Source organism: Dyadobacter bucti, assembly GCF_005869225.1.
Lineage (GTDB): Bacteria > Bacteroidota > Bacteroidia > Cytophagales > Spirosomataceae > Dyadobacter > Dyadobacter bucti.
On the sequence record NZ_SWFP01000001.1, the window covers coordinates 306,217 to 320,433 of the forward strand.

Annotated in this window: 9 protein-coding genes; all 9 read right to left on the reverse strand. The window is 49.5% G+C overall.

Going from position 1 to position 14,217, the window contains the following annotated elements; all coding sequences use genetic code 11:
- Positions 1-11: 11 nt before the first annotated feature.
- Positions 12-1,313, reverse strand: coding sequence for an MFS transporter (locus FBF61_RS01270; RefSeq protein ID WP_138475356.1), 1,302 nt, complete (start codon positions 1,311-1,313; stop codon positions 12-14).
- On the reverse strand, positions 1,313-1,951 hold the full coding sequence (locus FBF61_RS01275) for a bifunctional 4-hydroxy-2-oxoglutarate aldolase/2-dehydro-3-deoxy-phosphogluconate aldolase (RefSeq protein WP_138475357.1): 639 nt from the start codon (positions 1,949-1,951) through the stop codon (positions 1,313-1,315). The genes FBF61_RS01270 and FBF61_RS01275 overlap by 1 nt, the downstream gene beginning before the upstream one ends.
- Complete coding sequence (locus FBF61_RS01280; RefSeq protein ID WP_138475358.1) at positions 1,948-2,955, reverse strand: 2-dehydro-3-deoxygalactonokinase; 1,008 nt, start codon at positions 2,953-2,955, stop codon at positions 1,948-1,950. Before FBF61_RS01280 ends, FBF61_RS01275 begins: the two co-directional genes overlap by 4 nt.
- Positions 2,956-3,321: 366 nt before the next feature.
- Positions 3,322-5,481, reverse strand: coding sequence for an outer membrane protein assembly factor BamB family protein (locus FBF61_RS01285; RefSeq protein ID WP_229214920.1), 2,160 nt, complete (start codon positions 5,479-5,481; stop codon positions 3,322-3,324).
- A 145-nt stretch (positions 5,482-5,626) separates the two neighbouring features.
- Positions 5,627-7,105, reverse strand: a complete 1,479-nt coding sequence (locus FBF61_RS01290) for a RagB/SusD family nutrient uptake outer membrane protein (protein ID WP_138475359.1) — start codon at positions 7,103-7,105, stop codon at positions 5,627-5,629.
- A gap of 97 nt (positions 7,106-7,202) precedes the next feature.
- Entirely contained in the window at positions 7,203-10,190 is a 2,988-nt protein-coding gene (locus FBF61_RS01295; protein WP_138475360.1) for a SusC/RagA family TonB-linked outer membrane protein, read from the reverse strand.
- A 164-nt stretch (positions 10,191-10,354) separates the two neighbouring features.
- The gene (gene dgoD, locus FBF61_RS01300) at positions 10,355-11,602 is read right to left on the reverse strand and encodes a galactonate dehydratase (RefSeq protein ID WP_229214870.1); all 1,248 of its coding nucleotides are present in this window, start codon (positions 11,600-11,602) and stop codon (positions 10,355-10,357) included.
- Positions 11,603-11,640: 38 nt separating this feature from the next.
- Entirely contained in the window at positions 11,641-12,882 is a 1,242-nt protein-coding gene (locus FBF61_RS01305) for a mandelate racemase/muconate lactonizing enzyme family protein (protein ID WP_138475361.1), read from the reverse strand.
- Between the two features lie 74 nt (positions 12,883-12,956).
- Positions 12,957-13,994, reverse strand: coding sequence for a LacI family DNA-binding transcriptional regulator (locus FBF61_RS01310; protein ID WP_138475362.1), 1,038 nt, complete (start codon positions 13,992-13,994; stop codon positions 12,957-12,959).
- Positions 13,995-14,217 lie beyond the last annotated feature (223 nt).

A 14,217-nucleotide genomic window follows, 5' to 3' on the forward strand; every position in this document is an offset into this window, starting at 1 on the left:
AGAGGACAAGTCTACCGCAATTCTTCCAGTTCTACAACTTTCCCGGTTTTGGTCAGGAGGTGGATGATCAGCCAGGCTATGAGGTAAGTGAAGCCGCAAATGGTGAATATTATATTGTAACCGCCTGCCAGATTTCCTGCGGCTTTGTAGGTGTCAAGCAGGCTCCCGATCAGCATCGGAAACAGTATCCCCCCAACTGCCCCAGCCATTCCACCGATCCCAACAACGGAACTTACTGCCTGTTTAGGGAAAAGGTCAGACGGCAAGGTGAAAACATTTGTCGCCCAGGCCTGGTGCAGCGCCACCGCAAAACTAATCAGCCCGACAGCGATCCAGACATCGCCCGCAAACTGGATCATGATCACCGAAAGCTCGAGAAAAGCAAATGCCAGCAAAACCGTTTTCCGGGCTTTGAGCGTCGGCCAGCCTTTTTTGATCAGCCATGACGACAAATATCCCCCGCCTATGCTGCCGACGGTTGTAGCTGTATAAATCAGCATCAGTTCCAGACTGGGTTTTTTAAGGTCTAAATTGAATGTAGAAGCAAAGTAAGACGGCAGCCAGAACAGAAAAAACCAGTAAATCGGATCAATAAGGCCTTTTCCGGTAATATAAGCCCAGGTTTGCGGGAATGTGAAAAGCTTGATCCACCTTACCGGCTGCTTTTCTGCATCGTTTTCGTCCTGATCCTGGCCGCTCATGATATAATCCAGTTCCTCCGCGCTGAGCCTTTTTTGCTGAACCGGAATGTCATAAAAAATCAGCCAGAACACCAGCCACACAAATCCCAGTGCACCTGTAATCCAGAAAACCTCCTGCCATCCATAGTGGCTTAATATCCAGGGAACCAGAATCAGCGCGACTACCACGCCAATGCTTGTTCCTGCATTAAAAAGTCCGGTTGCCAGCGCCCGTTCCTTTTTGGGAAACCACTCTGCCACTGTCTTTACCGCAGCCGGGTAATTGCCGGCTTCTCCCAACCCCAGGCCCACCCTGGCCACGCCAAATCCAAAAGCACTTCTGGCCACTGCATGCAGCATACCTGCCACACTCCAGAAAACAATCGTAATCGAGTACCCTAGTTTTGTCCCGATCTTATCGATAAGCCAGCCGAAAAGCAGCAAACCGATTGCATAGGCGGCCGTAAAGGCCATAACTATTCTCGCAAAATCCGTTTCCGTCCAGACAAATTCTTTTTCCAGGATCGGCTTTAATAAACCGATGATCTGCCGGTCGAGGTAATTGATCGTCGTGGCCGTGAAAAGTAAGACGACAATGATCCATCTGTAATTTTTAGTTGTCTTGTTGACCATTACGAGGAGAGTTTTTGAACAAATTGCCGGAAATGAGCTTTCAGTCCTTCCCAGTTTTGTTCCTGAATCAGTTTTTTATCAAAAAGCTGTCCGCCTATTCCAAGCCCGTTCGCTCCGGCTTTCAGAAATGCCGACATGTTTTCGAGACCTACGCCACCGGTCGGAAGCAGTTTCAGCTGGTTCATAGGCGCTTTGAGATCCTTGATATATTCCGGGCCAAGCGAAGTAGCAGGATATATTTTCACCATACCAGCGCCCAGTGTCCAGGCATTGTAGATTTCGGTCGGTGTAAATGCTCCGGGGAAAATGGGGATATTTTTTTTTACGCAGGACTTAATCACTTTTTTATTTATAATCGGGGTCACAATAAACTGTGCCCCAGCTTCCAGCGCCTGGTCCAGATCGTCTTTCGTACAAACCGTCCCCGCTCCGATATTGAGTCCTTCGCTCTCATTTTCAAGCGCGTAACGGATCATTTCGGTCGCATCGGGTGTGTTCATGGTAATTTCTACGGTGGTTAACCCTGCTTCGCGATAGATCGGCAGGATCTTCACCACGTCTTCCATTGAAATGTTACGGATAATCCCGACTATCGGCGTTTTTTGAAATAATTCCCAGGAAAATGTAAGCTCACTCATAAATTTAATTTGTTCAATGTTGATTTCTGATAACTGAATATTTTCACATGTCCGGCCACTGCCGACTTATCGACCATCCCGGCAGGTATTGTAACAGTCCTTTCCGAAAGCTGTAACTCTTCGATGGCCATCCTGTATAATTCATAAAGGTTGTTTCCGCTGCATAATACCAGTTGCCAGTCTTTTTCCCGCAAAAGATATTGGATTTCGTGCCCTATCAGCAGCCCGCTCAGGAACATACCGTTCTGTTGTTTATCCCATAAACTGAACAGTTGATTGGTCCGCACGGTGAACAATGCATTTAAAATATTCGTCACCCCGGCCTCCCTGACCCCGGCCTTGTAGGCTTCCACTTTCTCAGCAGAAAATTCCTCGCTGCCGTTCAGTTCTATGGAATCTCTGAGGATACTGTGGCGCGTCATCAGGTTGAAAACCTCGCCGGTCATATATGTTTTAAAATCAATAAGCTGATTGTTTCTGACATACATGTGCTTGGAATGTGTGCCGGGAAAAATAAAAATTACGTCCCCGTTTTCCGGCAGACCGGCCGTTTCCACCAACCCGATCAACTGGGTTTCTTCTCCCCGCATCACGTCGTGGTCGCTGCGGACACCGGATACCAGCATAATTTCGTGAGGAAAATCCGGCTGCACCCCAAAATGCTGCATCAGGGCACCACTTCCGTCCAGGGCGAAAGGCAAATTGGAGTACGGAATTTCCTGCATACCTATTGATGAAGACGCCATTCCCGACATGACGATAGTAACACCGTCCAGGCTAAAACCCACCTGGCGGGCCAGCGCATCGATATGTTCCTGTAACTGCTGCCTGAAAAATTCCTCCCTTGATAACCCGTCATTTTCCCTGCTTTGCCAGAGGTTGTAAGTCTGTCCGATTCCGTTTTGCGAGAGCACTTCGCCGGCGAGCGTGCTATCTGCCCTTTCGATCAACCGCAACCGGAACGACGTCGTCCCCCAGTCACAACTCAGCAGATATTTTTTCATTCCTGTATCGTTTGGTATGTTAGGTGTTTTGCTTGGTTAGCTCCCCGGAATGAATTCCGGGGTTAGTGTGTGGGGGTGCCTGACGGCACTTTTTTGTTTTGCCTGACGGCACCTTTTTGTTTTGCCTGACGCCACTTTTTTGTTTTACGTGACGGCAATTTTTTGTTTTGCCTGACGGCACTTTTTGTTTTGCCTGACCGCACTTTTTTGTTTTGCCTGACGCCACTTTTTTGTTTTACCTGACGGCACTTTTTGTTTTGCCTGACGGCACCTTTTTGTTTTGCCTGGCGCCACTTTTTTATTTTGCCTGACTCTACTTTTTTGTTTTACCTGACGGCACTTTTTGTTTTGCCTGACGCCACTTTGTTATGGGAGCGCGAAGGATATGTATGTTCCTCCTGGTTTTAAACCGTAGCGTGTGCCTCCCGCTGCTATCGCAATGTATTGTTTTCCGTTTACCATATAAGTGATGGGTGTGGCAAAACCACCGGCCGGAAGCTGGTATTCCCACACAATTTTACCTGTTTTCGTGTCGAAAGCTCTTAATTTTTCATCATAAGTAGCGGCAATAAAAAGCAGGCCGCCAGCCGTCACAATCGGGCCTCCGTGGTTTTCAGTGCCCGTAGGCGGAATACCCTGTTTTGATAGCTCAGGGTATTCTCCCAAAGTCACTTTCCAAAGATATTCACCAGTATTGAGATCCACCGCATTCAATGTGCCCCAGGGAGGTTTGATGGCCGGATAGTTGTCCTGATCCCTGAACTGTACATTACCATTGTTGATATAAGGCGGTGAAAACGGAAAACCTGCATCCTTTTTAGCGGCGATCTGATTAGCCGGATTATGGATATCATTTGCCGCTGGTTTCGTTTCTGTTTTTAACAGATAATTGATGATCTCGTTCCTGTCTTCTTTTGAAATATGCTGGAATGAGGGCATCCTCCCCCGGCCTGTTTCGAGTATCGCGGCAATCTGCCCGCGGTTCATCCTTTTTTCAATATCCTTTAAAACTGGATAAGCCTGCGTGCCCGCCGAGGCCACGGCACCTTTGTTATCATGGCAGGCAGCACAATTGTTATTAAACAACATCTGACCTTTTGACAAAACCTGACCTTCGGCTTTTTCCCTGCTGTCCCTCATTTTCAGCCACCACAGCATGTTATTGCCATTTACATACATAACTCCGTTCGGATCGGCGGCAGTTCCTCCCCACTCTGCCCCGCCACCAATACCGTACAACAAATGTCCTTTCAAACTTGGCGGCAAGTTTTTCGGCCCCTGCTGACTATTCACAAACCGGTCGAGCACATAGGCGTGTGCTTCGGGTGTCCGGTCGGTAATGTCTGCTTTGGTCAATGTCTGGTTGGCAAAAGGTGCGGGTTTCGACGGTACAGGCTGCGTTGGCCAGGGTTCCTCTCCCGGCAGCGCAGGTGACCGGGGTGCGGCTACCTCTTTTACAGGGAATAAAGGCTTACCAGTTTGCCTGTCGAGCACAAAAATATATCCGTCCTTGGTAGCCTGCGCCACGGCATCAACCATTTTTCCCTTGTTTTTTACCGTGATCAAATTCGGCGGACAAGGAATGTCCCGGTCCCATAGATCATGGTGGACAGTCTGGAAATGCCACATGCGTTTCCCGGTTTCTGCATTCAATGCAATGATGCAGTTGGCAAAAAGATTGGTACCTTTTCTCGCACCTCCATAAAAATCAACAGACGGAGAACCTGTACCCAGGAAAACCATCCCGCGTTGCTGGTCCATCACCATTCCCGCCCAGCAGTTGGCGCCGCCCAGTTTTTTGTACGAATCTTTCGACCAGGTTTCGTAACCATATTCGCCCGGAAGCGGGATGGTACGGAATATCCAGGCCATTTTTCCGGTTCGCACATCAAAAGCACGGATGTGCCCGGGAAGCGCGTCGCCCCCTTCGGAAACGGACGAACCGGTGATCAGCAGGTTTTTGTAGATAACCCCCGGCGTAGTAGAACGTATATTAAAATTGTTCACGTCATAACCATAAGTTTCCTTGTCGCCCAGGCCCTCATGGAAATCAACCTCTCCATTTTTACCAAAAGTCTTGACCAGCTCACCGTTTTCGGCGTTGATGGCATATAGGGTTGAACCAGCTGTGTAAAGAATGCGTTTGTCGCTTCCGTCCTCCCAGTAAACGACACCGCGAACGGGATGAAATCTTGGCCGTTTCCCTTCAAAGGGATCGAACTTCCAGAGCTGCTTTCCCGTGGCAGCATCTATTGCAAATACTTTCAGCTTGGGTGTAGTGCCGTACATAACACCGCGCACCACGATCGGCTGGCATTGGACATCCATACCTCTTTCTCCCGGAACATTATTTTCGCCGGTATCGAATGACCAGGCCGGCCGCAGGTCCTTCACATTCTCTTTATTGATTTGATTGAGGGGTGAATACCGGTTCCCCGCATCATTTCCTCCATACACCGGCCAGTCCTGACCGGTGTCGGAAGTTTTAATTTCTTTCTGCTTATCCCGATAGGTAAGTCCGCATATCAGGAATACGAGTAATAAAACAAAAGGGTATTTCACGGTTATTTGTAAAATTTTGTTTTCGCCGGCAACAAAACAGACGAGAGACGTTTTTTCATTTTCAATGTCAGCCCGAGCGAAGGTTACTACGCTCGGGCTGACACATGAACTAATTCAAATTCGGGTTCAGTGACGTGTCGGAATACGGCAAAGGAAACCAATAATTCGCTTTTGTGATCGGTTTGATCGGCTGAAGATCGTCGGGGCTTTTGTTGGCATTGGCTTCTTCTACTTTTTCCAGACGGATCAGGTCAAACCAGCGTGTTCTTTCGCAGGCAAATTCCCAGGCGCGTTCCTGCACAACTGCATCCGCAAACTGAGCGGCGGAAAGGCCGTCAGTGGCAGCAAGTGGCTTGGTACCCGCAGGCAGGCCTCTCAGGCGAACCTGGTTGAGCGCATCGTAAGCCGCTGCGTCAGGACCGCCTGTTCCGCGCGCTTTTGCTTCCGCATAGATTGTCAATACGTGGGCATAACGCATCATCACCGAAGGCAGTGAAGCCTGGTAGTTCGAAACATCGCCTTTGATGTACCATTTTTTGTAATAAGGATGTTTTGTCAAACTGTTTTGCCAGGGGATTTTGGTACCCGACAGCCCGAATTCGGTGCGGAAAGTCGCGTCTTTTCTTGGGCCTGCCGGAAACTGGTTGAAGAAATTCAGCTCGGCAAACATGTCGTCCCAGCCACCCTCTTCACCCGGCATGGTTGTCAATCCGTAAGTAGAATTCCCCGAGTCGCCACTGGTAAATCCATTGATCTGGAACACAGCCTCGGCAGTGCCAGTGGAAGCAGGATCATTTTCAAAAACCGCGGCAAATGTGGGCAGGAGCTGGAATCCGTACAATGCCCTGTTATCAATTACTTCCTTGGCTTTGGCGGCAGCAAGGTCATATTTATCGGTTTGTTTCAAAGGCCAGCCTGCCATTGTCAGATACACGTCAGCAAGAAAAGCCTTCGCAGAACCTTTGTTGGGGCGACCCGGCGCACGTTTTGCATTGGGAAGATTGGTTTCCGCAATTTTGAGGTCTGCCACTATCAGTTCATAAACCTGCTCTGGAGTCGATTTGCCAATTTCGAGCAAGTCGGCAGAATATTCGCCAGCCAGCACGAGCGGGATGTTGCCGTAAAAGCGGGTCAGCCAGTAGTAGGAAAACGCACGGATGAAATAAGCCTCTCCCACAATGATATCAATGGAAGCTTTGTCCCCCACTGTTTTCTCAAAATTGTTGATCACATTGTTCGATCCCTGAATAGCCTTGTAACAACCATTATAAACTGCATTGGAACGCTGGTTGGTCGTAGATGGATTGAACTGATCAAATTCCCGCCAGTCGGCTTTGTTACTGGCCGGGTGCGTGGTAACATCGTCGCTTCCGAGCGTCGCCGCGTTGGCTGATGGATGTATAAAACCCCGTCCCCATTGCGTAGCCAGCCCTTTGTAGGCACCCGTGAGTGCTGATTCGAGACCGTCCTGGGTCGCCAGTACGTTGTTACCATATAAAAGCCCGGTGGTATCTTCTTCCAGATAATCTTTACAGCCAGAGCCGCTCAGCAGCGCAGCAGCGAGAATATATATGCTTATTTTTTTCATTGTTCTGATAAATTTTTAGCTCCGGCTTCAGGCTTTCGGCCGTCGGCTTTGCGCATTTTTGATGAGTTTATTATGTTAATAGCGTGTCCGACAGCCATCAAAATCCAAGATTCAGCCCCAGCGTATACACTTTTGCATTGGGATATGAACCGCGGTCAATACCAATGGCCGTATCCGTGCTGGATCCCACGTTACTGGATTCCGGATCAGGACCTGTGTATTTCGTGATCGTGAACAAATTGGTAGCGCTTGCAAATACCCTGATCGTGCCTTTATCACGCAAGAACGAAGAAGGGATGTTATAAGAAAGGCTTACGTTTTTCAATCTTACAAAACTTCCGTTTTCGAGGAAGCGGCTCGACTGGGTAAATGGCTGGTAAGTCTTGGTAAATGCGGGAATGTCAGAATCCTCATTGCCTTCGCGGTAGTAATCGCGGATCTCGGTCAATAAAAACTGACGTGCTTCTCCCGATCCTGACATGGCGCCCGCACGGGTGTAGTTCAGTTTATCCACCCCAAAAACTCCGTTGACGAATACGTTCAAAGTCAGTCCGCCGTAAGTAAATGTGTTGTTCCAGCCTCCTGTAACCTTTGGAAATGCGTGACCAATTACCTTGAAATCGTCGGTGGTAATTGCATTGTCCCCGTTTACATCTTCATAACGCGGATCTCCCGGAACACGTCCCTGTAAGGCAGCGGCATCCGCATCACCCGGTTTGAAAGTACCGAGGTAATTAAGTCCCCAGTAAGAGCCAAGCGGCTGCCCCGGCATCAGCATAAATTCATTGGTAATAGACATCCCGCCGCCTGCGCCGGTACCGGTTCCGATCCTCGGCAGACCTCCTAAATCAAGGACTTTATTTTTCAGCGTTGAAAAATTCAGGTTGGTTTCCCATGCGAATTTGTTACCCTGAACCGGCGTACCTCCGATAGAGAATTCAAACCCTTTGTTTTCGATCTCACCGATGTTACGTGTCTGCGTACCGCCGCCCGCATAATTCGGGATCGATACGTTCAGGAGCAGATCTTTGGTGTTTTTACTGAAATAGTCAGCTTCCAGTCTCAATCTTCCGTTGAGGAACTCCATTTCGATACCAATGTCGGTCTGGCGTGTGGTTTCCCATTTCAAATCCATGTTACCCGCGTTGCCCTGAATCACACCTGCAGTAATGCTGTTGTTATTGAAAGCCACGGCAGTTGTTCCATAGGTCGATAACGTTGCATAAGGATTGATGGCCTGGCTACCCGTTAAACCCCAGCTTCCTCTCAGTTTCAGGTTGCTGAAAACATTGAGGTCCTTGATAAAATCCTCTTCGGATAACCGCCAGCCGACCGCCACGGAAGGGAAAACGCTGTATCTGTTGGCCGGGCTGAATTTGGATGAACCATCCCTTCTGATCGCCGCAGTCAGCAGATATTTATCTTTAAACGCGTAGTTTACACGTCCCAGAAGCGACATCAGCGTCCATTTCTGGAACCCGGAACCCACGGTAGCAGCCGAGTTACCGCCTATGTTGTCGTATCCCAGCTGAGGGAAGCGCAAACCCGCAGCCGTGGCCGACATGTTCCGGTTGGTATATTGCTGCGTTTCCAGTACAGCCACTGCATTGATGGAGTGGTTGCCAAGTGTGATGTTGTAGTTCAAGGAGTTGGTGTTCTGCAAAGTCACCTGATCGGACGCGTAAAGCCCCGCGTTTGGTGTTTTATTGGTAACTCTCGGACCGTTTACATACCTGCTTTTGTAATCCAGATAGTTTACCGCATATTGTAAATCAAGGCTTAAACCTTTGATCGGCAACTGGTAGTTCAAGCCGCCAATGGCATTGACGTTGAATTTGCTGATGTCATTGGATTTGTCGTAAAGATTGTCCAGCGGGCTTCTGGAAACTGAACCGATCGGGTCAGCGAAAGTTGGCTGGCCGTCTGCCCCGTAAGCCGGCGTGGTGGGAGCCCACTGCAACGCCTCAATCAAAGCGCCGCCGCCATCCGTATTGTGGTTTCGTGAAAATGCACCGGACATATTGAACCGCAGCGTCAGCCTCTTATCGACCTGCGTATTTAGGTTTGTACGGAAAACATAACGCTTGAAATCGCTGTTTTCCACGATCCCTTTCTGTTTCACGTAGTTACCCGAAACAAGGAAAGTAGTTTTTTCGTTACCGCCATTGATCGTGATCTGCTGCTGCTGTCCGCGGCCTGTCCGATATACCAGATCTTGCCAGTCAGTACCGCCATTTGCTTTGTAGTCAGCAATTTGCGCGGCAGTAAAAGGAGGCGTAGAACCTGTTGCAGTCGCACGCGCATTCACAATTTCTGCAAATTCGCCTGCCGGCAGAAGGTCAAATTTCTTGATGACCTCTGAAACGCTTCCCTGTCCCTCATAGGTTACTTTGATCCCCTTTGTACCTTTTTTGGTGGTAATGATTACAACCCCGTTGGCACCACGGCTTCCGTAAATCGAAGTTGATGCCGCATCTTTCAATATCTGGATTGATGCAATATCACTGGGGTTTAAAAGGTTATAGTCAGCTCCGATGTAGCCGTCGATCACGTACAACGGATCGTTGTTACCCAAAACCGAGTTGGCACCCCGGATACGTATTCTGGAATCACCGCCCGGCGATCCGTTCGATTGTGTTACCTGCACCCCCGTAGCACGGCCCTGCAACACCTGGTCCAGGCGCGTCACAGGCTGCTGGGAAAATTCTTTGGTAGAAATAACGGACAAAGCTCCTGTAACATCCGTTTTTCTCTGCGTACCATACCCCACTACTACCAGTTCAGACAAGCTTCTTGATTCCTGCCTTAACTGAACATTGATCACCGAACGGTTGCTTACCTGGACGGTCTGGCTTTCATAGCCGATAAAAGAAAAAACAAGCGACCCGGTACCTGGCGCATTGATGGTAAAATTCCCCTCTCCATCCGTCGCCGTCCCTTGCGAGGTTCCACTCAGCAAAATATTCACACCCGGAAGTGCGACATTATCCTGATCCGTCACTTTCCCGGTTACACTACCATTTTGGGCAAAAACAACCTGTCCCAAAATGAGTTGTAAAAAAATCAAACTTACAAGTTTTCTCATAGCTCGCGCATATAATTGTTATAGTAAAAATTTAAATAATACTGTTTTTTGATTGAAAATAAAACGACGATCCCCAATCCTGAGTCCGGAGATTCAGGCAGATGCCGGGTACATTACACTGTAATTGTTATTAAATTTGAGTAGGAGAGCTATGCACTATTAAATCACCAGTCGACCACCGAACCATCCAGCGCGTTGTAGCTTTCCGGATTTTTCCAGTCGTGCCCTATTTTGTCCTTCATGGCATCTTCGTCGAGCTCAATCCCCAAACCGGGCTTGGTTGGGACCATAACGGTTCCGTCGCTCTGGAGCTTGAACGGATTTTTCAGATATCCCTCGCCCAGCGTAACCTGCTCCTGCACCAGAAAGTTGGGCACACTGGCAGCCAATTGCAGGCCCGTCGCCAGAGAAATAGGGCCCATAGGGTTGTGTGGTGCAATCGGCACGTAGTAGGCTTCTGCCATTCCCGCAATGATCCGGCCCTCGGTAATGCCGCCTGCGTGGCAAAGATCAGGCTGTACAATGCTGGCAGCCCCTTTTTCGAGAATTTCCCGGAAGCCCCATTTTGTAAATATCCTTTCACCTGTGGCAATCGGGATATGCGTTCCTCTGGCGATATCCACCATCGTATCAACATTTTGTGCCTGGCAAGGCTCCTCCACAAACATGGGCTGGTATTGTTCCAATTCTTTGATCAGCACCTTGGAAGTCTGCTGGGAAATCGCCCCGTGAAAATCAATCGCAATATCCATTTCGGGGCCACCTGCTTCCCGGAGTGAGGCAAAATTATCCGCAGCATATTTGATAAATGCCGGATTCTCGACAATGTTCGCAGGGTTTTTCTTCGCTACCCCGGTCTTGATCACAGTAAAGCCTTCCGCTTTTCTTTTCTTCATGTCCTCGGCATTCGCCGCACGTCCGTAAACCCGCACGCGGTCACGGGTGGGCCCGCCGAAAAGTTCATAGATCGGAACATTCAGCAGCTTGCCTTTGATGTCCCACAACGCCTGATCGATTCCGCTGAGCGCACTGGTGAGAATAGGACCGCCCCTGTAAAAAGCATGGCGGTAAATGGCCTGCCAGTGATGCACCACCTGACGCGGGTCCTTTCCGATCAGGTAAGGTTCTACTTCCTGGATCGCCGTTTTGATGGTGAGCGCACGGCCTTCGAGCAGCGGTTCACCCAGCCCAACGACCCCGGCATCGGTGTGGATTTTCAGAAAAATCCATCTTGGCTTCACCAGAAATGTTTCCAGTTTGGTGATCTTCACTTTACCATACTCCCGGAATTCCCCGGGTGCAGAAGCATAGGAGGTCTTAGGCAGAATCATCGAACCCATCGCCGCAACTCCCAAAACGGACTGTATGGCCTGTCTCCGCGACATGCCAGGCTTTTTATCAGTTGGTTTCATTGTTTAAACATAATTGTGAATGTATGGGGAAATGCATTTTACCAGTTGTGGATCGAGCCGTCGGGGGCTTTCAGTATCGGATGCGGGAACTTCGTTTTTTCTTTTACCTCCATCACAAACGTTGCTTTTTTCGGATCAAATTTGACCCCCAGGCCGGGACTGTCGTTCAGATACAGTTTCCCGTTTTTGAAATTGATAAAATCCTCGTTGAAATAAGCGGGACGCTCCGGCTCTCCCCCACCCAGCTCCATCATCGCGCGGGAAGGGCTGCTGGAACCCAGTATATGCACCAGCGTGGCTGTCGAAAGCGGGCCGGTAAAATGCGGGATCATGCCCACATAATGCGTTTCGCACATGGATGCCAGTTTTTTGAATTCTCCGATGCCGCCGGTGTTCGGAACGGTGAAACGGGTATAATCGATCAGGCGGTTTTCGATGAGCTCGTTGGTATCCCAGCGATCTCCAAACTGCTCGCCAACCGCAATAGGCACCTTCGTCATAGAACGGACATTTTTGTAAACACCCGGATTTTCGGAGCGCACAATGTCTTCAATGAAATAGGGTTCCAGGTCTTCCAGTGCCGTGCATATTTTCAGTCCGTCGGTCAGGTCAAAACGGGTATGCAGGTCAATCGCCCACTTGCCTCCACCGCCGACTGCTTCGTCGATCCTTTTACAGAATTCAATGGTTGTTTTTACATTGCTGTAAAAATCGAAAGGCTGATCGCCATTTCCACCTGTCGGTCCGATGCGGTATGCGCGCAAGCCGGCTTCGATACAATCCCTTGCCCGCTCTTCCTCCGTTTTGGCTTTTGATGCACGGAAACCAGTGGCGTAGCATTCGACGTAATCGCGGGTAGCGCCCCCCAGAAGCTCATAAACAGGCACGTTGAGTGCTTTTCCCTTGATATCCCACAGAGCCATTTCTAGTGCGCCCAATGCATGGAGTTTTTCACGTCCCGGAGGATAGAACATTCCGCGATACACATTCTGCCAGATATGCTCAATGCGGAAAGGGTCCTCCCCGATCATCATTTGCGCACATTGTTCGATCATATCCTTTGAACCGCCCTCACCGATCCCGATGATGCCACCGTCCGTTTCAATCTCTACGATCCCGCGGGCCTGGTTGAAAAGTGGCTTGTTGTAGCCCGGCGCGCTGTAATAGCGGATTTTAGTGATTTTCATTTTCGATGCAGCTTCCGCACGCATGAGCGGCATTCCTGATGCAACCGCCGCTGTGCCCAAAGCCGCGGTCCTTATAAAGTCTCTTCTTCTCATACAAAGGTGTAGCCCCTACGGGCCATTTTTGGTAACCGCGTTTTTATTAATCGATTAAGCATTCTCACAAAAAATTAGCCGGCCGGCCAGGCAGATTTGGCCATGGAAGAATCCCTGGCGATCAGCTTCGCTTCCATCAAAATCTGTTTCATTCCTTCGTCCGGATTTTTCATTTTTTTCAACAAAAACTCTACTGCCGTCTTGCCCAGCATTTCGAGAGGCTGCCGCATATAAGTGATCGGACAGTAATACAGGTCGAATACCTCCGCCTGCCCGAAACTGACAATAGCCAGATCCGACGGCACTTGTAGCCGCAACTCGTTGATGTACTTTAAACCATTGATAGCCAGACCATAAGTTGCAAACACAAGTGCCTCCACTTTCTGATCCGCAGACATAATTTCATCAATGGCAGTCTTTACATCCTGTTCCATGGTTTCAAACTTCACTTCTTTCAGCCAGTTTGCATGGAAATCGATCTGACTGTCAGCGAGCGCATGTTTGTATCCCCGAATCCGCTCAACCATGTGATACATATCTGATTTATAGGCAATTAACCCTATATTCCTATACCCTCCCCGAATCAGATGCACGCCGGCATCATAGGACGCCTTGTAATTGTTGGTTGCTACAAAGTCGGTCTGGATATCCGGGAAATGCCTGTCCAGGAGCACAAACGGGATATTTCTTTCTTTCAAATAATGGATCTGGTTCTCGGAATTTTCGCAGGAAACGATGATAAAACCATCTACCTGCCGGTTAACCAACACATTCAGCAAATCCCAGGATTTGTCCGCATTTTCGTCACAGCTTCCTATGATCACCGTATAGCCGTTTTTCTTGGCTTCATCTTCCACCACCCTTGCAATATTGGCAAAGAAAGGGTTAGAAATATCGGCAATGATCAGCCCGAAAGTATGCGTTTTGCCGCTCCTGAGGCTTTTTGCCAGATGATTGGGATGATAGTTCAGCTCCTTCGCTATTTCCTTGATCCTGCGCGCGATCGTTTCCCCCACCCTGGTCTCCTTTTCCTTTCCGTTCAGGACATAGGAAACCAGGGCGGTCGATACACCGGCTTTTTGTGCTATGTCTTTGAGGGAAACCTTTTTCATGTCGTTTTTATCTGGGTCCCCGGACTGAAGTCCGGGGCTGGTAGCTGCTTCTCATACGTGATAGGGTCGCCGATGACCGGGACACGCGCCCATCCTCCCCCCGGGACACCGCGGACGTCGCGAGCCCCGGAGCCCCGAGCCCCGGACACCCCGGATGTCCCGGACACCCCTGAGATCCCGAGCCCCGGACACCCCCGAGCTCCGGACACCCCGGATGCCCCGG